This window comes from Miltoncostaea marina (genome assembly GCF_018141525.1).
In the GTDB taxonomy this organism is placed as follows: domain Bacteria; phylum Actinomycetota; class Thermoleophilia; order Miltoncostaeales; family Miltoncostaeaceae; genus Miltoncostaea; species Miltoncostaea marina.
The window spans coordinates 1,326,164-1,346,127 of sequence record NZ_CP064655.1 but is presented as its reverse complement, the minus strand read 5'-3'; the positions used below and the strand labels follow the sequence as shown (position 1 = coordinate 1,346,127).

Sequence of the window (19,964 nt, the reverse complement as noted above, 5' to 3'; positions counted from 1 at the left end):
CTCGGCGCGCGCATGGCGATCGCGCGCGAGGACGGCCTGCTGTGGCTGGCCTGGAACCTCCTCCTGGCCTGGATCCCGCTCGCGCTGGCCCTCGCCGCCGCGCGCGCCCCCGGCGGCCGGGCGGGCCGCCTGGCGCGGGCGCCGCTGCTGGCCGGGTGGCTGCTCTTCCTGCCGAACGCGCCCTACCTGGTGACGGACCTGATCCACCTCGACGGGCGCACGGCGGCCGCCCTGCGGATGGACGTGCCGCTGTTCTGCGCCTTCGCGGCCACCGGGCTGCTGATCTTCCTCGTGGCGCTGCACGTGGTGCACCGCCTGGTGGCGGCCGCCGCGGGCGCCCGCGTGGCCTGGGCGACGGTGGTCGCGTCGGTGTGGCTGTCGGCCGCCGGCATCTACCTCGGCCGGGTGCTGCGCTGGAACAGCTGGGACCTCGTGGACGACCCGCTCGGCCGCCTCGCGGAGCTCGCCGGCCACCTCGGCGACGGCGCTCGGCTGGCCGCCGCGGCCGCCTTCGTCGCGGCCTTCGGCGCCGGCCTGTCGCTCGCCTACTCGGCCTTCGGGCGCGCGGCGCGCAGCCGCGGCGCGCGCCCCGGCTGACCGGCGCGCCGCCAGACGCCGGTGGTGCGCAGCAGCACGACGCCCAGCAGCACGGACACGGTCTGGGCGAGCGCCCAGCCGCCCGCGGCGGCGGTGAGGCCCCGCGGCAGCATCACGCCCACCAGCGCCAGCACCAGCGCCGCGTTGAGGGCGTTGATGAGGATGTAGGCGCCCATCCGGTCGCGCGCGGCCAGGATGGAGTCGATCAGGTAGGTGCAGCCGGTGGCGAGGGCGCCCAGCGCCAGCAGCTGCAGGCAGCCGGTCGCCCCGCGCGCGTAGTCGTCGCCGAACAGCCGCAGCACCAGCGGCGCGGCGATCGCCAGCACCACGACCGCGGGCAGCAGCAACGCGTACACGTGGCGCAGGGCCTTCATCGTCACGTCGCGCAGCGGCTGCTCGCCACGGCTGGCCTCGGCCATCAGCACCTGGGCCGTCGTGGAGGGGACGAAGTTGAGGAAGGTCGCGAGCATGAAGGCCGCGGCGAAGTACGCGGTCTGCTCGGGCCCGCGGACGCCGAGCACCATCAGCGGCACGACGGTCGCGGGCAGGATCCCCGTGATCGCGCCGGCGTAGCTCGTGCCGGAGAACGACAGGTGCCGCCGGAGCACGCCCAGCGAGCCGCGCAGGTACGCGCCGCCGCGCACGCGCCGCGCCAGGGCGACCCCCCCGATGGCCGCCGCCAGCCCCGCGCCGGCGCCGTAGGCGAGCGCCAGCGCGAGCATGCCCGACAGCCCGGCCGCCGCCAGCGCGCCGAGGGCGACCAGCTTCAGGACGCTGCCGGCGAGGTTCTTGACGAGCAGCTCCTGGGTGGCCCGCACCGCGATCAGGCCGGCGTCGATCACCGCGCTGACCGCCGCGATCACCGCGAGGGCGGCGACGAGCAGCCGGTGGTCCGTGCGGGCCAGGTCGAGCGAGCTCGGCAGATGCGGGCCCAGCACGAGCAGCACGAGCAGGCACAGGCCGCCGCCGGCGGTCGTCGCGGCCACGACCGCGGCCGTCGCCAGGCGGCGCGCCTCCTCGGCCACCGCCAGGTGGCGCATGAGCGTGTTGGGCAGCCCCAGCGCGCCGACGGCGGCCAGCAGCCCCACCCCCGCCACCACGCCGTTGAAGGCGCCGACGTCGGACGGCGGGTAGAGGCGCGCCGAGACGGCCCAGAAGGCGAAGCCGAACAGCGCGAGCAGCGTCGTGTTGAGGAGCAGCGTGGTGGAGCCGCGGTACACCGCGTCGTCGGCGATGCGCCGCGCCGCGCCGCCCAGCCGCAGGGCGCGCGCCGTCACGGCCGCCCCCGGGCGGCGGCGGGCCGGGCGGCCGGACGGGCGGCGTCCGCGGCCTTGCCCATCGCCGCAAGCGTGGCGGCGGCGACGGCGTCCCACGAGGGCGGCCGGTCGGCGAGCGCCGCGGCCGACATCGCGGCCAGCCGGGCGGCGGGCATGGTCGCGACCTCGCCGAGCGCGCCGGCCAGGCCGTCGACCGAGCCGTCGTAGCGCATCACGGCCGCGTCGGGCAGGCCGTCGAGGGCCAGCAGGGCCGGCACGATCAGCGGGCGGCCCATCTCCAGCGCCAGGCGGGCGCTGCTGCTCGTGGTGATGCGGCGGAACGGCAGCACCACGGCGTCGGCCTCCCCCATCAGCGCCGTCAGCTCGTCGCCGGGGACCTGCTCCAGCCGCAACCGCACGCGCCCGCCGAGCGGCGCCGCCAGCGCCCGCAGGCGCCCGGCCAGCGCCCGGTCGGGGCAGCGGCCGGCCACGACCAGCCGCAGGTCCGCGCCCGCGCCCTCCCCCGCCGCGCGCATCGCCGCGAGCAGGTCCTCGACGCCCTTGTGCTCCAGCACCTGGCCGAGGAACAGCAGCCGCCGCGGCCCCGGGCCGGAGCCCGGCACGCGCGCCGGGGGCGGGCCGTCGGCGATCGGCCCGAGCGGCAGCACGACGGCGGCGCGCGGCCGCGCCCCCATGCGCTCCAGCGCGGCGAGGGTGGCCGCCGAGTGGGCGATGACCAGGTCGGACGCCGTCACCAGGCGCCGGCGCTCGGCGGCGTCGTCCGGGAAGACCCGCGCGTGCGGCAGCACGTTGTGCGCCGTCCACACCACGCGCGCGCCGGCCAGCCGCGCGGCCCGAAGCCAGAGGCGGAACAGCAGCGCGCCCGCGCGCCGCATCGCCGGCAGGCGATCGGCGCCCGCGGGGGCGAAGCCGAACACCCAGTGCAGGTGCACCGTGCGCCAGCCCGCCAGCGCCAGGGCGAGCGTCTCGAACGGCAGCAGCAGCAGGTTGAGCGTGCGCGAGGGCGTCAGCTCGCCGAGGTAGCGCACGCGGGCGCCGCGGCGCCGCCCCGCCCGGTAGAGCTGCTCCTGGTACGGGTTGGGGTCGCGCGGGAGGGCGAGGATCCTCATCGCCGCCAGGCCTCCCGCAGCACGCCGAGCCCGAAGGCGAGGTGGTCGGCCACCACCCGCAGCGGGCCGTCGGCGCGGTTGCGCCAGGCCGGCACGAGCAGCAGCAGCGGATAGGCCCGCCAGCGCAGGGTCAGCGGCAGCCCCAGCAGGAACAGCGGGTAGACGAACACCATCGGGTCGCCCCGCAGGGCGCGCGGCAGGCGGCGCCGGTGCTTGCGGTAGAGGCGGGCGCGGGCGCGGCCGTAGCGGTAGCCGCGGCGCAGCTGGCGGGTCGGCGATCCCCAGTCGTGGGTGACCACGGCGCGGGGCACGCTGCGGATGCGGTGGCCGGCCTCGACCAGCCGCCACGAGAAGTCGATGTCCGAGCCGTACTGGAACCGCTCGTCGAAGCCGCCGACGTCGTCGAAGGCCGCGCGGCGGAACGCCATGTTGATGGTCGGGCACTCCGGCAGGTGCACCGCCGCCTCGGCGGCGGCGAGGGTGCGGCTGTCGTAGAGGCCGTCGCCGTCGGGCGAGGTGGCCACGCCCGCGGCGACCGCCTCCTCGCCCGACAGCAGGGGCGCGACCAGCCGCTCCAGCCAGCCCTCGGCGGGCCGGCAGCCGGCGTCGGTGAACACGATCACGTCGCCGCGCGCGGCGGCCACCCCGGCGTTGCGCTGGTGCGGGATCGAGACCGCCACGCCCGGCGGCGGCGACCAGTCGATCCAGCGCACGCCGGGGTGGGCCCGGCGCACGTGGTCGAGGCGCCCGGCCGAGGCGTCGACCACGACGACCTCCGCCCCGCCCGGCAGGGCGGCGGCGTGGGCGCTCACCTCGGCCAGCGTCCCGTCGAGGGCCGGCTCGTCCTTGCTGATGACGACGATGGAGATCATCTGCGGTGCACCCTGCTCTCGCCGTTGTCGTAGACCCGGTCGTAGTGGTCGCCCAGGAAGCGCGCCGGGAAGGCGTAGACCGCCGAGCGGCCGCTGTTCTGCGAGCGCGCCCGCCCGTCGACCACGTTCGTGCGCGACGCGTAGACCCAGGCGTGCTGGTCGAGCGTGCGCGGCGTCACGTCGAGCATCAGCCGGGGCGGCTGGCCGACCGCGGCGAACAGGCGCAGCTGGCCGTAGCGGTCGGCGTAGACCACCGCGTCGTCCGGCACCTGGGCGCCGAACCAGGCCGCGCCGGCCAGCTCCGGCTCGGTGATGAGGAAGCGCTCGTGGTCCTCGCCCTCGGCGGCCAGGTTGCCGCCGGCGCCCGTGCCGACCGTCGCGCCGGCCAGCCCGGAGGTGTTGACGAGGATCGTCGCGAGCACGAGCGCCACGGCGGCGCCGGCCAGCGGCCGCAGCCGCCCCAGCCGCCCGGCGCCCGCCTGGGCGATCCATGCCAGCCCCACGGCCAGCGGCACCAGGGCCTGCAGGAAGGCGCGCTCCTGGTTGTAGGCGTTGGCCGCGGTGCCGGACAGGCGGATCGCCGCCAGCACGGCCAGCGTGCCGAGCCCGAGCAGCGCCACGGTGCGCAGGAAGGGCGGCGTGCGGCGGCGCAGGGCGAGCACGAGGGCGCCGAGGGCCGCGAGCGCGTTGGCCGCCTGCTGGATGACGAGCTCCGCGCCGTCGAGCGCCCCGGCGACCCGCGGCGCGGCGGCCTGGCCGGCGGCCGGGCGGGAGTCGCGCAGGTCGTAGCGCGGCTGCTCGGCGGCGGGCAGCGGGATGACGAAGGGGCGGTTCTTGGCGTAGTCCTCGGCCGCCAGCTCCTGGTACTCGGCCGCCCCGACTGCCGAGGTGGTGTTGCCCTGGAGGTACGACTGCAGGATCCCCTGCCCCGGCTCGCGGTTGGGCAGCGGCTGCAGGCCGCGCGCGGCCACGCGCTCCTGGAAGTCGGCCAGGTTGCTCGACGAGCCGGTCACGGGGCCGTACCAGAGCGCCGCCCCGGCGGCGGTCACGAGCAGCGCCGCCACCACGGCGCCGCTCACGCGGGGCGCCGGCCGGAACGTCGACACCGCGAGCTGCAGGACCACCGCGCACGCGAGGATCGCGATGGCCAGGTAGGTGGTCGTGTAGTGCGAGACCACCAGCAGCAGGCCCATCGTGGCCGCCAGGGCCATGCGCGGCCCCCGCGGCAGGCGCCGGTCGACCGCCGCCGCGACGGCGATCGCGAAGGCCAGCAGCGCGATCTCCTGGCGCGCGATGGCCGGGATCTGCTGGAAGAAGTAGCTCTGCACGACGATGAAGGCGCCGGCCGCGACGGCGTAGCGGGGCGACAGGAACCGCCGCGCCACCAGGAAGACGGCCACCGGGAACAGCGCGAACAGCGCCGGGTAGACCGCCTTCAGCAGGACGAGCTCCGAGATGCCGGTCAGCTCGTGGAGGCTCGCCGGCAGCACCGTCAGGCTCAGCATCGCGCCGTACGCGTCGTCGGTGTGCGCCGTCTCCCAGAGGCCGGCCAGGCCCGTGCTGCGCATCACCTGGTACTCGGCGGTGATGTCGAAGCCGTAGACCGAGCCGCCGCGCATCGTGTACGCCCACGCCAGGCCGAGGCCGACGCCGTAGAGCACCAGGCCGAGCTGGGAGGCGCTCATGCGCGGCGCCAGCACCACGGCCGCGGCCAGGGCCACGAGCTCCGCCGCCACGACGCCGATCGCCAGGCCGGGGCCGTGGCCGCCGGTCAGCAGGGCGGCGCCGGCGGCGGCCGCGAGCGGCAGGGCGAGCGGCCACAGGCGGCGGACCGGGACGGCCGCGGCCCGCCAGCCGGGACGCCCGGGGCGCGGCCGGGCCCACGCGCTCGCGGCGAGCAGCACCAGGCCGACGGCCTCCAGGCCCACGAGCAGGGGCACCGCGCGCAGGGGCTGCGCCACGCCGAGCGGCGGGCCGAGCAGGTCGACCGCCAGGCCGCTCGCGGTGACCACCGCCAGGGAGGCGCCGACCACGTAGACCGGCGTGCGCAGCGTCGCCGCCACGGGCACCCGGAGGGCCCCGAGCAGCAACAGCCCGGGGACGGTAAGCACCAGCGCCAGCAGCGCCGCGCGGGCGGGCCAGAGGCCGGCGGCCGGCACGAGCGCGGCGATCGCCGCCAGGCCGGCCGCGCCCGGCCAGACGCGCCAGGGGCGGCGCGCGGCCGGCGCGGGGGCGGCCGGGCGCCGCGCGGGCGCGGGCGCGCCGGCGCGCGATGCGGTCGGGCGGTCGAGGACGCCGGCGCCGGAGCCCATGGCGGCGGCGCGGGCCCTCACGCGGCCACGGGCGGGGCGGGGACGTGGGCGTCGACCGGGCCGTCCGCCTCGGTGCCGAAGCGCCGGTAGCGCACCATGCCCTCGACGAAGCCGACGTTGCCGCAGGCCTCCTGCAGGAGCGCCACGTACGCGTAGAGCAACGGGGCCAGGCGGCGCTCGCGCAGCGCGATGCGCAGCCCGGTCGGCGTGACGAGGTGCGGCAGCACCAGCGCGCCGAGGGCCGCCAGGCGGCTGCGCGGCGCGGCGGCCAGCAGGGCGGCCTCGGCCAGCGGGCCCGGGAAGATCGTGGGGCTGGCGCCCGGCCACTTGGCGCGGAAGCGCGCGGCGCCCCGCCCGTAGGCCCGGCTGCGCCGCAGGCTGTCGCGCAGCGAGGGCGCGAAGTGGTGCACCATCGTGGCCCGCACCTCGAGCAGGATGCGGTGGTCCGGCATCGCGCGGCCCACGCGGTGGAAGAAGTCGAGCTCCTCGGCGCCGAAGGCGAAGCGCTCGTCGAAGCGGCCGACCGCGTCGAGCACCTCGCGGCGGAACGACATGCTCGCGCCCACGAGGCTGTAGACGTCGCGGCGCACGGGCCGCACCGGGCGGGTCCACTGGCGCTGGGCGTAGAGCTTCAGCCGGTAGAGCGGGTGGTGGCTGCGCCGCAGCTCGTTCTCGAGCGGCTCGAGCGGGTTGTAGCGGCGCAGGTAGTCGAGCACGAAGTGGTCGCCCGGGCCCGGCAGCACCGGGCCGCCCACGGCGGCGACGTCGTCCCCCTCGGCGTAGGCGGCGAGGATGTGCTCCGCCCAGCGCGGGTCGGCCTCGCAGTCGTCGTCCATGAACGCGATGACCGGCGCGGCGGCGGCATCGACGCCCGAGTTGCGGGCCGCGGCCAGGCCGCGGTTGCGCTCGTGGCGCACGACGCGGGCGCCCATGCGCGCGGCCACGCCGGCCGTGTCGTCGGTCGAGCCGTCGTCGACGACCACGGTCTCGATGCGGCCGGCGGCGGTCTGCGCGGCCAGCGACCGGAGCGCGCGCTCGACGCCGGGCGCGCCGTTGAGCGAGCAGATGACCACGGACATCTCAGGCGGGCTGGGCATGCGGCTCCCGGGTCGGGGCGGACGTGACGGCGTGGTAGGACGCGAGGATCGAGCGGGCGACCTCGTCGAGGCCGGCCCCCGCCGCCCGTCGCGGCGGGCGGCCCGCGGCCTCGGCCGGCGAGCGGGCGAGCAAGCGCTCGATCGCCGCCGCGAGGCCCTCCCGGTCGCCCGGCTCGTGGGTCCAGCGGGGGTCGCCGAAGTCCTCCGCCAGGCCGCCGGCGCGGCTGGCGACGACCGGCACGCCGAGGGCGGCGGCGAGGCTCCCCACCCCGCTCTGCTCGATGCGCCGGTACGGCAGCACGAGCGCCTCGGCCAGGCCGAACCACGGCGCGACCTCGCCCTCGGGGACGTACCCGGTGAAGCGCACCAGCTCACCCATCCCCTCCCGGGCGATCGCGCGGCGCACCCGGGCCAGGTGCAGGCGGTCGCGGGCCTCGAAGGCGCGGAAGGCGCCGCTGCGCGGCCGGACGGTGCCGGCCACCACGAGACGGACCCCCGTGAGCGCGTCCGGCCGGCGGGCGCGCAGCGCGGCGAGGGCGGCGACGAGGTCGTCGAGGCCCTTGTCGACGTGGACGAAGCCGAACGCCAGCAGCACGCGAGCGTCGCCCAGGCCGTGGCGCGCCCGCAGCTCGCCGGGGGCGACCGCGGGCTCCGGCGGCGGGCGCCGGTGGTGCGGCACCACCGCGACGCGCGCGGCGTCCACGCCGACCTCGTCCACGAGCGCCCGGGCCGCTGCGCCCGTGTGCACCAGCACGCGCGCGGCGCCGGCGCACAGCCGGCGGTAGAGCAGGCGCCCGGGCAGCCGCAGCATCGCCGTGTCGCGGGTGACCTCGTGCGCGGTCACCACGACCGGCGCCCCCGTGGCCGCCCGCACCTCCGCGATGAAGCGCAGCAGGGCCGGCACCCCGGTGCCGAAGGCCGCCACGGCGAACTGCACGTGCACCACGTCGGGCGCGAAGGCGGCGACGCGGCGCAGCGCGACGTCGCCGCCCTCCCGCGGGCCGGCGAGCGCGCCGATCACCTCGGCGGGGGCGGCCGTCGCGAAGCGGGGGGTCACGACCCGCACCTCGTGGCCCGCCGCGGACATCGCCCCGGTCAGCGCGGCGGCGTAGTCGCCGATGCCGTCGCGGCTCGGCGGGTAGGGGGCGACGGTCAGGATCCTCACGGCAGCACCGCCGTGCGGACGGTCTCGCTGACCGCGTCCCAGTCGTAACCGGCGAGCCAGGCGTCGTCGCGGCCGGGCGCGCCGGCGTCGAGGACGCGGGCGATGCCGTCCGCCAGGGCGCCCGCGTGCGGCGCGCACACGAGCCCGCCGGCCGAGCGCTCCACCAGGGCGGTGGCCAGGTTGTCGGGCGCCGCCGTGGTGACGACCGGCAGGCCGCACGCCAGCGCCTCGAGCACGGCGATGCCGAAGCCCTCGCGCTCGGAGGGGAAGGCGAAGGCGCGCGCCGACTTGAGCAGCCCGAGGAGCTCGGAGCCGTCATCGACGTCCTCGCGCAGCTCGACGAGGTCGTCCACGCCCTGGCGCCGGGCCCGCTCGGCGAGCTCCGCCGCCTGAGGGCCCGTGCCGATGATCCGGCAGGTCACGTCGCGGCCCCCGGCGCGCAGCAGCGCGACGGCGTCGATCAGCATGTCGACCCGCTTGTGGGGCAGCAGCCGCCCCACGGTGGTGACGTCGACCGGCCGGCCGGCCGGCCGCGCGGCGCGCACGGCCGCCATGTCGATGCCGTTCGGGGCCACCGTCACGCGCGCGCCGGGCCCGAGGTGCCCGCGCAGCCGCCGCGCCGTCTCGTCGGACGCCGCGATGATCTCGTCGGGCAGCCGCATCGCCGCCCGCTCGACCCACCACGCCAGGCGCCCCCGCCGGCCGAGGTAGGCGCGCCAGTAGGCGGGTCCCCACACCTCGTGCCAGGTCACCACCAGGCGGCGCCGGCGCAGGCGGGTGATCGCGCGCAGCGGGAAGAGCTGCAGGTAGGGCATGTGGTCGGCCTCGACCACGTCGAAGGGCCGCGCCGCCAGGCGCAGGCAGCCGAGCGCGAACAGGAGCGCCTGACGGGTGGAGCGCCGACCGTCCTCGTACATCTCGACCCGCGGGCACACCGCCCGGTAGGTGACGCCGTCGGCCAGGCGGCCGCCCTCGCCCCACCAGCGCATCGTGTACAGCTCCACGTCGGCATGGCGGGCCAGGCGGCGCCCCAGCTCGTGATAGCGCAGCTCCTTGCCGCCCCGGTGGTACGGGAAGATGGAGTCCGTCACGAGCGCGATGCGCGGACGGCGCTCGCGGCCGCGCCCGCTCACGGGGCGGCCCCCGCCGAGCAGGTCACCCAGAAGCCGATCCTGCGGGCGGGGTCGTCGAGCGCCACGCTCACCCGCGTGCGGGGGCCGTCGCAGGACGGTCGCACCCTCGTGCGCGCGGCGGCCGTGGCGCCGTCGGCGACCGGCAGCCGGCCGCGCGCCAGCACGGCGGGCTCGCCGCCCGGCGGGTCCTCCACCACGCGCCAGGCGTAGGCGCGGGCGGCGCCCTCCCGGTTGGCCACGGTGAAGCCGACCGGGATCGCGGCGCCGGCAGCCGGCGTGGCCGGCAGCTCCGCGGGGCGGGCGAACGCGAGCGCCGTGTAGCCCTCCTGCGGCGCCGCCAGGCCCGCGTCGGACAGCAGCGAGCGGCCCGCCTCCGACTGGGCGGCGGCGAGGCCGAGCAGCGTGGCGCCGGCGACCGCGCCCAGCGCGATCGCCCGCCCGGTGCGGCGCCCCCTCATCCGCGCCCCGGCGCCGCGTCGCCGACGCGCGCGCCCGCGCCGGGCGCCTCGCCCACCCGCACCGGCCGCGCGGCGGGCACGCCCGCGCGCCGGCCCCTGCGACGGGCGAAGCGCACCCGGCCGAGGATCTGCAGGCACTCCACCCCGTCGCGCCAGGAGAGCTTCTTGCCCTCCGCGTGGGTGCGGCTGTGGTAGCTGACCGGCACCTCGAACGGGCGCACGCCCAGCCGCAGCAGGGAGGCGGTGATCTCGGTGTCCAGGCCGAAGCCGGTCTCGCGCAGCGGCAGCTCGAGCACCAGGTCGCGCGGCAGCAGCTTGAGGCAGGTGTGCAGGTCGCGGATGTAGCTGTCGAACAGCACGTTGGCCGCGAGGGTCGTGATGCGGTTGCCCATCGCGTAGCGGTACGACTGGTAGACGGTGTTGACCCCGAACAGGCGGGTGCCGTAGACGACGTCGCAGCGGCCGGCCTGGATCGGCGCGAGCATCCGCGGCACGTCCTCCGGCGAGTACTCGAGGTCGGCGTCGAACGGCAGCACGTGGGTGCCCGTGGCGAGCGTGAACCCCGTGCGGACGGCCGCCCCCTTGCCGAGGTTGGTCGGGTGGCGGTGCACGCGCACGCGGCGGTCCGAGATGAGGGCGAGCTCGAGCGAGGTGCCGTCGTCGCTGCCGTCGTCGACGACGATCAGCTCCATGGGCGCCGGGTACTCGACCGCGAGCACCTCCCGCACGGCGCGGGCCACCGTGCGGGCCTCGTTGTAGACCGGCATGACGACGGACAGCGACACCGGCCGCCGGTCCGCGGCGCTCGGCTCGGCGGTGGCGGCGTCGTATGCGTGGCGTGACCCGGTGGTACCGGGCATCGGTCGGTCAGGCATGGGCGTCACCAGGGGGACGGGTGCGGGGGACGATGCGCGAGGCGCGCGAGACGTGCGCGGTGTGGGCCCGGCGGCGGGTGCCGAGGTCGGCACGGTGGTGCGGCCGGCCGGGCAGGCGGATCGTGTGCGACGCACAGTGAAGCCCGATCGTCGCCACCGGTAAAGACCAGTTCCGGCGACTCGGGGCGTCGTTTCAAAGCTCTTTACAAATCGGCGCGCCCTCGCATAGGGTTGGAGATCAGCAGTCTTGCGGGGTCTCATGCCCACCCGCGTCGGCCGCGTGGCCGGGATCAGCCCGGCCCCGTTCCGCCCCTCGGCCCGGTTCGCGGACCCGGCCCGCCGCCCGCCGAGCCGGGTCGCCCCCCCGCCGGGGGGTCGCCGCCGATTGACGCGACGGGCTTGCGTCGATTGGCCGCCGGGAGGCGGCGACGGGGGTCACCGCCGGATGACGCGACCGGCGTGCGCCATTCGGCGCGAGGCGGCCCCTGAGGCGGCGACGGGGTCAGCGCCGAATGACGCGACCGACGTGCGCCACTTGGCGCCACGCGGCGACCGGGCCGCCGCCCGGGTCACCGCCGATCGGCGCGACCGACGAACGCCCTCTGGGTCCAGGCGGCGCCGGGCGGTCGCCAGAGCCACTCCCCCCTCACCCGGCCCGCCGGCCGGGGGCGCCCTACGAGGCCGCTGCCGCGTACTCCTGGCGTGGGGCCTCGCGCCACAGCCGGTCGAGCCGGTAGAAGTCGCGGGCCTCGGGGGTGAAGACGTGGACCACCGTGTCGAGGAGGTCCACCAGGATCCACTCCCCCTCGCGCTCGCCCTCGACCCGGCGCGCCAGGATGCCGTGGTCCTTCTTCATCCGCTGGCGCACCTCGTCGGCGATGGCCTTCGTCTGGCGCGGCGTGCGACCGGTGCAGACGACGATGTAGTCGGCGTAGGCCACCAGCCCTCGCATGTCGAGGATCACGATGTCCCTGGCGTTCTTGGACTCCGCGGCTTGCGCGGCGGCCAGAGTCAGCTCGAGCGAGGTCGCTGCTGTTCCTTTCGGCGAACGGAGATGGTTGGCGAGGGTACCAGACCCCGCCGACGGAGCGCCTCGCCCACCGGCTGCGGCATCAGGTGATCCACCGGGATCCCGGCGGCGATGCGCTCGCGGATCATCGTCGAGGAGATGTCGATCCGCGGGACGTCGATCAGGTCGGCCCGGCCCGGCGCGACCCGCTCGGCGAGCGCGGCCAGCGCGGCGCGGTCGGTGTCGCCCCGCGCCACGACGGCCAGCCGGGCGGCGCGCACGATGTCGCGGGGCCGGTGCCAGCCGGTGAACCCGTCGAGCTGGTCGGCGCCCAGGATGAACCACAGGGGCCGGCCGGGCTCGGCGGCGGCCATCGCCTCGAGCGTCTCGGCGGTGTAGGAGGGCGCGGGTCGCTCGAGCTCGGCCCGCGACACGACCAGGCCGGGGACGCCGGCGACGGCGGCCTGGAGCAGCTCCGCGCGCAGCTCGGGGTCGGCGATGTCGTCGCGCTCCTTGTGGGGCGGGCGCCGCGCGGGCACCAGCCGCACCTCCGCCAGGCCCAGCTGCCAGAGGGCCTCGCGGGCCACGACCAGGTGGCCGATGTGGGGCGGGTCGAAGGTCCCCCCGAGGACCCCGACCCCGGCGGACTCAGCGGAGGTGGCCGTCGCCGGTGACGACGTAGGTGTAGGACGTGAGCTCGGCGAGACCGATCGGCCCACGCGCGTGCAGCTTCTGGGTCGAGATGCCGATCTCGGCCCCCATCCCGAACTCGCCGCCGTCGGTGAAGCGGGTCGACGCGTTGACGTAGACGACCGCGGCGTCGACCGCCTCCTCGAACTCGCGGGCGGCGGCCAGCGACCCGGTGACGATGGCCTCGGAGTGCCCCGAGCCGTGCGTCGCGATGTGCTCGACGGCCTGCTCCAGCGAGTCGACGACCCGCACGGCCATCACCAGGTCGAGGAACTCGGTCGCGTAGTCCTGCTCGGTCGCCTCGGCGAGCGCGGCGCCGGCCTCGCCGAGCAACTCCCTGCCGGCCGCGTCCACGCGCAGCTCGACGCCGCTGGCGCCCAGCTTCTCGGCGGCGGCGGCGAGCACCGCCGGCGCCGCGTCGCGGTGCACGAGCAGGGTCTCGGCCGCGTTGCAGACCCCCGGCCGCTGCACCTTGGCGTTGACCGCGATCCGGACCGCCATCTCCGGGTCGGCGTCGGCGTGCACGTAGACGTGGTTGTTGCCCGACGCCGCGTAGATGACCGGCACCCGGGCGTGCTGGCGCAGGAAGCGCTTCAGCTCCTCGCCGCCGCGCGGGATGGCGAGGTCGATGCTGTCCTCGAGCTGCACCAGCCGGCGCAGCTCCTCGCGGTCGGCGCCGAGGAGGGCGACCGCCCAGCGGGGCGCGTCGGCCTCGATCAGCGCGCCCGTCAGCACCTCCGCGATGATCAGGTTCGAGCGCAGGGCGAGGCGGCTGCCCCGCAGGATGACCGCGTTGCCGCTCTTCAGGCACAGGGCCACGGCGTCGGCGGTGACGTTGGGCCGGCCCTCGTAGACGACCGCCACCACGCCGAGCGGCACGCGCTTGCGCACGATCTCCAGGCCGTTCGGCAGCCGCCGGCCGCCGTCGATGCGGCCGATCGGGTCCTCGAGCGCCGCCACCGCGCGCACGCCGGCGGCCATGTCCGCGATGCGGTCCTCGTCGAGCAGCAGCCGGTCGATGACGGCCGGCGCGGCCCGCTCGCGCTTGGCGGCCTCCAGGTCCTGGCGGTTCTCGCGCAGGATCTCGCCCGCGCGACGCTCGAGCGCGTCGGCCATCTCGAGCAGCGCCTCGTCGCGTCGGCGCCCGGGCATCCGGGCGAGTATCCGGCTGGCGGCCCGGACGTCACCGACCACTCGCTCGAGATCCGTCACGACGCCTCCATTAGACCATGGCCGGATCGGCCGCCGTCGGCGTGCCGCGGGTCGGCGAGCACGAACTGGTCGCGGTGGATCACCTGGGGCGCCGCCCCGGGCACCCGCTCGCGGACCGCCTCCGTCTTGAGGCCGGCCACCATCCGCACCTCGGCGGCGGGCATGGAGGAGATCCCCTTGCCCACGACCGAGCCGTCGCCCTGCGCCACCACCTCCACTGCGTCGCCCGCGAGGAACGCGCCCTCGGCGGCGAGCACGCCCACCGCCAGCAGCGACGTCCCGCGTTCGCGCAGCGCGCGGGCCGCGCCGCCGTCGACGACCACCCGGCCGAGCACCGGCTTGGCGTGTCGCAGCCACAGCTTGAAGGCGGCCTCGGGCCGCGGCGCCGGCCCGAACCGGGTGCCCACGTGATGGCCCGACGCGACCGCGGGGACCACCCCGTCGGCGGTGCCCGAGGCGATCACGGTGGTGACGCCGCCGCCGGTCGCCATGCTGGCCGACGCGATCTTGCTCGCGATGCCGCCGCGCCCGCTGCCCGAGCCCGCCATGTCGGCGAGCGGGATCTGGTCCGGCGCCGTCCCGGCGGGCACGTCGCCGAGCAGCTCGGGCCCGTCCGCGCCCGTCGTGTAGAGCCCCTCGCGGTCGGTCAGCAGCAGCAGCCACCGCGCCCCGAGCAGCAGCGCGACCTGGGCGGCCAGCACGTCGTTGTCGCCGAAGGTCAGCTCGTCCGTGGCGGTGGTGTCGTTCTCGTTGATCACCGGCACCGTGCCCAGCTCGAGCAGCCGCTGCAGCGTGGTGCGGGCGTTGAGGTACGTCGAGCGGCTCGCGAGGTCGGACGAGGTGAGCAGCACCTGGGCGGGCACCACCCCGTGGGGGGCGAAGGCCTCCGCGTAGCGCTGGAAGAGCACCCCCTGCCCCACGGCCGAGGCCGCCTGCAGGTCGCCGAGCGCGCTCGGCCGCCGGCGGATGCCGAGGCGGCCGAGACCGCAGGCGATCGCCCCGCTGCTGACCAGCACCGGGTGATGGCCCTGGCGGCGGGCGCGCACGAGGTCGCGCACGCGCGCGTCGAGCACCTCGTGGCGCAGCTCCCCCGCGGGGTCGACGAGCGTCGACGTGCCGAGCTTGACGACCAGGACCGCCACGGGGTCAGCGGGGCTGCCGGCGGCGGGCGCTGAGGATGCCGAGCAGCCGCTCCCGCAGCTCGTCGACGCCCGAGCCGGTCTCGGCGTCGACCGCCAGGTCGGCCGGCCCGGGCGACGCGCCCGGCGCGTCGGCGCGCGTGGCGACCACGACCTCGTGGGCGCCCTCGGGCACGAACGGGGCGATCCCCTCCCGCACGCGCGCGATCCGCTCGGCGGCGGGCTCGGGGTCGCCGCCGTCGATCACGTGCAGCACCACGGCGGCGCGCTCGAGCTGCCCGAGGTGGGCGTCGCGACGGGGGGTGCCGTCGGCGTCGACGCCGGGGAGGTCGGCCACCAGGTAGAGGTTGCCGTCCTCGTCCTCGAGCGGCCCCAGGGCCGGCTCGCGGGTGGACTGCGGGTACGGGGCGACGGTGGCGCCGGCGCCGGTCAGCGCCACGAGCACGGCGCTCTTGCCGGCGTTCGGCAGGCCGACGATCGCCACGTCGACCGGCAGGCGCAGCTCCAGGCGCAGCCACGCCTCCTCGCCCGCCGCGCCCGGGACGGTGGTGCGGGGCGCCTGGCGGGTCGACGACTTGAAGGCCTTGTTGCCGATGCCGCCGTCGCCGCCGCGCGCGACCGCGACCCGGTCCCCCGGGTGGACCAGCTCGGCGATGGTGTGCCCGTCGCGGATGACCCGCGTGCCGGGCGGCACGGGGACGACCAGGTCGGCGCCCGCGTGCCCGTGGCGCGACTTGCCCTGCCCGTGGCCCCCGTTCGCCGCACGGTGGTGCACGGCGTGCCGGAAGCGCGAGAGGTCGGTGACCTGCTCGTCGGCCTCGAGCACGACGCCGCCGCCCCGGCCGCCGTTGCCGCCGTCGGGCCCGCCGCGCGGGATCTTCGGCTCGCGGCGGAACGACAGGCAGCCGTTCCCGCCGTGGCCGCCCTCCACGTTGATCTGCGCCGTGTCGGTGAAGGCCACCCGGGAGCGGCGCCCGCTAGACGGCCGCGGGCTCCTCGGGGCGCACGAAGATGCGCCGGCCCTTGCGGCCCTGCGTGAACTCCACGCGGCCGGAGACCGTGGCGAAGATCGTGTGGTCGCGGCCGATCCCCGTGCCGTCGGCCGGCTTGAAGCGGGTCCCGCGCTGGCGCACGATGATCGACCCGGCCGGCACGACCTGCCCGGCGAACACCTTCACGCCGAGCATCTTCGGCTTGGAGTCACGACCGTTGCGGCTGGAGCCGCCACCCTTCTTGTGTGCCATCTCGGCCCTCCCTCGCTCAGCCGGCGGTGATCGACTCGATGCGGACCCGCGACAGGCGCGAGCGGTGCCCGCGCGACCTGCGCGAGTTCCGCTTCGGCTTGTAGGTGAAGACGCGGACCTTCCGGCCGAGCACGTGCTCCTCCACCGTCGCGGTGACGGCGCCGCCGTCGGCGATGCCGCCGTCGTCACCGGTGGCGAGGACGCGCGGCTGGAAGCTGGCCCCCTCGTCGTGGGCGAGGCGGTCGACGAGCAGGCGCTCGCCTTCGCGGACGCGGTACTGCTTGCCCCCGAGGGCGATGACGGCGTAGTTCGGCACGATCCCTGTTCCTGACCGGTTGACGAGCGACGGCGGATGTTACCGCTCCGGGGCGCCGATCGCCATGCCGGCGTCGCATCCGTGTCCGTGCCGACCGCCGCGGGGCCGCGCGCCGGCGGTCCCGGGCGGCGTCGTCGGGGCCGGGCGGCGGGTCGGCCGGCGGGTGGGCGGGTCCTCGCGCCCCAGCCGGCGGCCCGCGCCGAACCAGCGCTGCATGGCGCGCCTGCCGGGGGACCGGGCCGGGCCCGCGGCGTGGCGGGCGCCCGGCTCGCCGATCATCGCCGCCGGGCGCTCGCCGACCCTGGAGCGCCGCTCGGCCTCGGCCCGACGGGCCGGCCGGGCGTACGAGCCGAGGCGGCGGGCGGCGTGCTCGCGCCCCCGGCACTGGAGGCGGCGGAGGCGCACGGCGGGCGCGCGCGCGGCGGGCCGACATGACGCCCGCCGCCTGCCGGAGCGCGCCGATGCTCGCCGCCAGGTCGCGCCCGGCGCGGGCGCGCTGGACGTCGTCGGCGCGGTGCTCGGGGCACGGCCAGACGCTCACCCCGCAGGGCAGGTGCAGGCGCGCCCGCGGCCCCATGCAGATCGCGCACGGCGGCGTGCCCCATCCCCTGGCGGTGGAGCGGCTGCGCGCCATGGGCCCATCCTGGCCCGGCCGCCCGTCGCCGCGCGCGGCCGGGTGGTGACGGGAGGCGCGCGGCGATGCGCCGGTCGATGTGCGATCGGCCGAGGCGGCGTGCGCCGATCGCGCAGACGCCGGCCGGCCGGGGGCGGTGCGCCAGTTGGCGCGGGCGGAGTGCGCCAAGTGGCGCACCCCCCGGGCCGCCCGGTCGTCCCCGTGCGCCGGTTGACGCGGGCGGCGTGCGCCAAGTGGCGCACCCCTCGGGTCGTCCGGGCGCCCCCGCCGTCCCCGTGCGCCAGTTGGCGCGCAGGGCGCGCCAATCCGGATCTCCCTGACCCGGTGCGCGCCGGGGGAGCCGGACCGCGGACGCCGCCCCCCCGCGCGGCTACGAGCTGCGGGAGGAGACCCTCCGCCGGGAGGCGGAGGAGCGGGTAGGCGACGGCGCGGAGCCGGCCGCGGCCGGGCGCTCGGCGGCGGCGCCGGACCCCGAGCCGCCCTTGACGCGGACCGAGCCCGGGGCGACGTTGCCGTCGCGCTCGACGCGGATCGGGCATCCGATGTCGGCCTCGAGGGCGGCGAGGCGGGCGCCGTCCTCGCTGAGGATGACGTCGGCGACGCGGGGGTGCACGACGACGGTCGCCGCCTCGCTGCGGCCGGCAAGGGACTGGCGCAGCTCGCGCTCCACGGCGATCGCGTGGGTCTCGTCGCTCAGGATGATCCCCACGCCTGCGCACGTCGGGCAGACCTCGCTCATGATCTCGCGCGGCCCGTCGGAGATGTTCTGGCGCGTCATCTCGACCAGGCCGAGCGGCGAGATGTCGACCACGTAGGTCCGCGTGCGGTCGCCGGCGAGCGCGGTGTCGAGCGCGGCCTTCACCGCCTTGCGGTTGCGCTCGTCGTCCATGTCGATGAAGTCGATGATGATGATGCCGCCGATGTCGCGCAGGCGCAGCTGGCGGACGACCTCGGTGGCGGCCTCGAGGTTGGTCTTGGTGATCGTGTCCTCGAGGCGGGAGCCGCCCTTGCCGACGTTGCGGCCCGAGTTGACGTCGATGACCGTCATGGCCTCGGTGTCGTCGATCACCAGGTAGCCGCCCGACGGCAGCGGGACGCGCCGCTCGACGGTGTTGCGGATCGCCCGCTCGACGCCGTACTGCTCGAACAGGGGCGTGTCGCCGTCCCAGTGGCGCACGCGGTCGGCCATCTCCGGCGAGGTGCGCCGCAGGAAGCCCGTCACGCGCTCGAACTGGGCGCGGTCGTCGACCAGGACCTCCTTCACGTCGGAGTTGAGGAGGTCGCGGATGACGCGCAGCGAGATGTCGGCCTCGGAGTAGAGCAGCGTCGGCGCCGTGGCCAGCTTGCCGCGCTCCTGGAGGGTCTCCCAGAGCTTCTTGAGGTAGGCGAGGTCGCGGGCGATCTCGCGGGCGGAGGCGCCGGCCGCCGCGGTGCGCACGATCAGGCCGCCGCTCTCGAGCGGCAGCGCGCCGCAGATCGCGCGCAGGCGGGTGCGCTCGTCGTCGGGCAGGCGCTTGGACACGCCGACGCCGTCGCCGTACGGCACGTAGACCACGAAGCGGCCGGCGAGCGACAGCTGCATGGTGAGCCGCACCCCCTTCGTGCCCATGGGGTCCTTCGTCGCCTGCACGAGGACCTCGTCGCCGCGCTTCAGCAGGTCGGCGATCTGGCGCTTGCGCTTGGGCACGCCGAGGGCAACGACCTCGTCGACGTGCAGGAAGCCGTTCTTCTCGAGGCCGATCTCGATGAAGGCGGCCTCCATGCCGGCGAGGACGTTCTCCACCCGGCCCTTCCAGACGTGGCCCACCACCGAGCGCTGGCCGCGGCGCTCGATGTAGCACTCGGCCGCGCGGCCGTCCTCCAGGATCGCCACGCGGGTCTCGGCGCGGTCCACCGAGACGAGGATCTGCTTCTTCAGAGGAGTCTCCCCTCGCGCACTCGCCTCACCCGCCGAGCCGGCCGGTGAGACGATCGATGATGGGGCGCGCCTTCTCGAGTGGGGCGCCGCCCTCGATGAGATCGTGGCCGTCCGCGAGGCGCGCGAGCGCGGCCTCGCCGATGGCGCGGGTCGCGCCGTAGGCGACCGTGCCCCGCACCGCCCAGCCGGCGACCGGGATCGCCGCGGACGCGCTGCGCCCGACGGCCCTCCAGCCGAACCCCGCGCCCACGACCGCCATGGCCTCGAGGGCGCGCTCCGCGCCGACGGGCCGGTCGTACACGGCGGCGAGCTCGGCGACCATCCGCACCTGCAGCAGCGCGAGCACCGGCATGTCGAGCCCCGGCAGCGGCAGGGCGCCGATCGCCGCGGAGCGCCGGGCGGCCGCGGTCACCACGCGCCTGCCGACGGCCGCGCGCAGGCCGGGGTTGCGGGCGCCGGCGGCGATCTGCTCGTCGCCGAGCCGCGCCAGCACCGACTCGATCACGTCGTCCACCCCGCGCCGGTCGTCGAGCGACACCACGTGCGCGACGTCCGACATCTCGATGCGGTGGCCCGCCAGCAGCAGGCGCTCCAGCTCCTGCCGGCGCTCGTGCGGGCCCACCACCAGGGCGAGCGCGCCGCCGCCCGAGCGGCGCCGGCGCGCCAGCGCCGGCAGGCCGCGCTCGACGTCGGCCGGCTCGGCGACGGCCAGCACGGCCAGCGCGTCCTCGTTGGGCGTGGCCGGCGGCGTGCCGAGGATCTCGCGCACGCGCCGGGTCGCGGACTCGCCGCCCGGCAGCAGGGCGACCTCGCCGCCCTCCTTCGCGAGGGCCTCGGCGGCGCGCACGGCGTCCAGCACGGGTCGCGCGGCCTTGAGGCCGCGCGTGGCCAGTCCGAGGGCGCCCAC

At 77.2% G+C, this 19,964-nt stretch carries 19 protein-coding genes; 1 reads left to right on the top strand and 18 read right to left on the bottom strand.

Translation table 11 applies throughout. The features are described 5' to 3' along the window. The first annotated feature begins 12 nt into the window (after positions 1-12). The gene (locus ITJ85_RS06745) at positions 13-597 is read left to right on the top strand and encodes a DUF1361 domain-containing protein (protein WP_217915591.1); all 585 of its coding nucleotides are present in this window, start codon (positions 13-15) and stop codon (positions 595-597) included. On the opposite strand, the gene ITJ85_RS06740 is transcribed toward ITJ85_RS06745, so the two are convergent. The 18 genes from ITJ85_RS06740 to ITJ85_RS06655 all read right to left on the bottom strand — a co-directional run bounded on the left by ITJ85_RS06740 (position 546) and on the right by ITJ85_RS06655 (position 19,964). Further along, positions 546-1,874: a lipopolysaccharide biosynthesis protein gene (locus tag ITJ85_RS06740; RefSeq protein ID WP_217915590.1), complete on the bottom strand. Its 1,329-nt coding sequence runs from the start codon at positions 1,872-1,874 to the stop codon at positions 546-548. The genes ITJ85_RS06745 and ITJ85_RS06740 overlap by 52 nt on opposite strands. Next, positions 1,871-2,983 carry a glycosyltransferase family 4 protein gene (locus tag ITJ85_RS06735; RefSeq protein ID WP_217915589.1) on the bottom strand — a complete coding sequence of 371 codons (1,113 nt, stop codon included), beginning with the start codon at positions 2,981-2,983 and terminating at the stop codon, positions 1,871-1,873. Before ITJ85_RS06735 ends, ITJ85_RS06740 begins: the two co-directional genes overlap by 4 nt. After that, on the bottom strand, positions 2,980-3,855 hold the full coding sequence (locus ITJ85_RS06730) for a glycosyltransferase family 2 protein (protein ID WP_217915588.1): 876 nt from the start codon (positions 3,853-3,855) through the stop codon (positions 2,980-2,982). Before ITJ85_RS06730 ends, ITJ85_RS06735 begins: the two co-directional genes overlap by 4 nt. After that, on the bottom strand, positions 3,852-6,188 hold the full coding sequence (locus ITJ85_RS06725; RefSeq protein ID WP_217915587.1) for a hypothetical protein: 2,337 nt from the start codon (positions 6,186-6,188) through the stop codon (positions 3,852-3,854). The genes ITJ85_RS06730 and ITJ85_RS06725 overlap by 4 nt, the downstream gene beginning before the upstream one ends. Further along, positions 6,185-7,264 (bottom strand): glycosyltransferase family 2 protein, encoded by a 1,080-nt coding sequence (locus ITJ85_RS06720; RefSeq protein WP_217915586.1) that lies wholly within the window; start codon positions 7,262-7,264, stop codon positions 6,185-6,187. Before ITJ85_RS06720 ends, ITJ85_RS06725 begins: the two co-directional genes overlap by 4 nt. After that, a complete protein-coding gene (locus ITJ85_RS06715; RefSeq protein ID WP_217915585.1) occupies positions 7,248-8,429 on the bottom strand; it encodes a glycosyltransferase in 1,182 nt (393 codons plus the stop codon). The genes ITJ85_RS06720 and ITJ85_RS06715 overlap by 17 nt, the downstream gene beginning before the upstream one ends. Next, a complete protein-coding gene (locus ITJ85_RS06710; protein ID WP_217915584.1) occupies positions 8,426-9,562 on the bottom strand; it encodes a glycosyltransferase family 4 protein in 1,137 nt (378 codons plus the stop codon). The genes ITJ85_RS06715 and ITJ85_RS06710 overlap by 4 nt, the downstream gene beginning before the upstream one ends. After that, entirely contained in the window at positions 9,559-10,020 is a 462-nt protein-coding gene (locus tag ITJ85_RS06705) for a hypothetical protein (RefSeq protein ID WP_217915583.1), read from the bottom strand. The genes ITJ85_RS06710 and ITJ85_RS06705 overlap by 4 nt, the downstream gene beginning before the upstream one ends. Further along, complete coding sequence (locus ITJ85_RS06700; protein ID WP_217915582.1) at positions 10,017-10,805, bottom strand: glycosyltransferase family 2 protein; 789 nt, start codon at positions 10,803-10,805, stop codon at positions 10,017-10,019. Before ITJ85_RS06700 ends, ITJ85_RS06705 begins: the two co-directional genes overlap by 4 nt. A 763-nt stretch (positions 10,806-11,568) precedes the next feature. Then, positions 11,569-11,904, bottom strand: coding sequence for a ribosome silencing factor (gene rsfS, locus ITJ85_RS06695; protein ID WP_281412241.1), 336 nt, complete (start codon positions 11,902-11,904; stop codon positions 11,569-11,571). Between the two features lie 2 nt (positions 11,905-11,906). After that, positions 11,907-12,491 carry a nicotinate-nicotinamide nucleotide adenylyltransferase gene (locus ITJ85_RS06690; protein ID WP_246496331.1) on the bottom strand — a complete coding sequence of 195 codons (585 nt, stop codon included), beginning with the start codon at positions 12,489-12,491 and terminating at the stop codon, positions 11,907-11,909. Between the two features lie 61 nt (positions 12,492-12,552). Next, on the bottom strand, positions 12,553-13,806 hold the full coding sequence (locus ITJ85_RS06685) for a glutamate-5-semialdehyde dehydrogenase (RefSeq protein ID WP_217915579.1): 1,254 nt from the start codon (positions 13,804-13,806) through the stop codon (positions 12,553-12,555). Further along, positions 13,803-14,948, bottom strand: coding sequence for a glutamate 5-kinase (proB, locus tag ITJ85_RS06680; RefSeq protein ID WP_217915578.1), 1,146 nt, complete (start codon positions 14,946-14,948; stop codon positions 13,803-13,805). Before proB ends, ITJ85_RS06685 begins: the two co-directional genes overlap by 4 nt. Positions 14,949-14,952: 4 nt before the next feature. After that, positions 14,953-15,906, bottom strand: a complete 954-nt coding sequence (locus ITJ85_RS06675; protein ID WP_217915577.1) for a GTPase — start codon at positions 15,904-15,906, stop codon at positions 14,953-14,955. A 16-nt stretch (positions 15,907-15,922) separates the two neighbouring features. After that, entirely contained in the window at positions 15,923-16,189 is a 267-nt protein-coding gene (rpmA, locus tag ITJ85_RS06670) for a 50S ribosomal protein L27 (RefSeq protein WP_217915576.1), read from the bottom strand. 16 nt (positions 16,190-16,205) lie between these two features. Continuing rightward, complete coding sequence (gene rplU, locus ITJ85_RS06665) at positions 16,206-16,505, bottom strand: 50S ribosomal protein L21 (RefSeq protein WP_217915575.1); 300 nt, start codon at positions 16,503-16,505, stop codon at positions 16,206-16,208. Between the two features lie 1,004 nt (positions 16,506-17,509). Beyond that, a complete protein-coding gene (locus ITJ85_RS06660; protein WP_217915574.1) occupies positions 17,510-19,033 on the bottom strand; it encodes an Rne/Rng family ribonuclease in 1,524 nt (507 codons plus the stop codon). Positions 19,034-19,082: 49 nt separating this feature from the next. Further along, complete coding sequence (locus ITJ85_RS06655; protein WP_217915573.1) at positions 19,083-19,964, bottom strand: DUF697 domain-containing protein; 882 nt, start codon at positions 19,962-19,964, stop codon at positions 19,083-19,085.

What these genes read in the sequence shown, in the direction of transcription:
- ITJ85_RS06705 (WP_217915583.1), bottom strand. Translation starts at nt 10,020, where the DNA reads ATGAGGGGGCGCCGCACCGGGCGGGCGATCGCGCTGGGCGCGGTCGCC.
- ITJ85_RS06735 (WP_217915589.1), bottom strand. Translation starts at nt 2,983, where the DNA reads ATGAGGATCCTCGCCCTCCCGCGCGACCCCAACCCGTACCAGGAGCAG.
- ITJ85_RS06730 (WP_217915588.1), bottom strand. Translation starts at nt 3,855, where the DNA reads ATGATCTCCATCGTCGTCATCAGCAAGGACGAGCCGGCCCTCGACGGG.
- ITJ85_RS06745 (WP_217915591.1), top strand. Translation starts at nt 13, where the DNA reads ATGGCGATCGCGCGCGAGGACGGCCTGCTGTGGCTGGCCTGGAACCTC.
- rpmA (WP_217915576.1), bottom strand. Translation starts at nt 16,189, where the DNA reads ATGGCACACAAGAAGGGTGGCGGCTCCAGCCGCAACGGTCGTGACTCC.
- ITJ85_RS06720 (WP_217915586.1), bottom strand. Translation starts at nt 7,264, where the DNA reads ATGCCCAGCCCGCCTGAGATGTCCGTGGTCATCTGCTCGCTCAACGGC.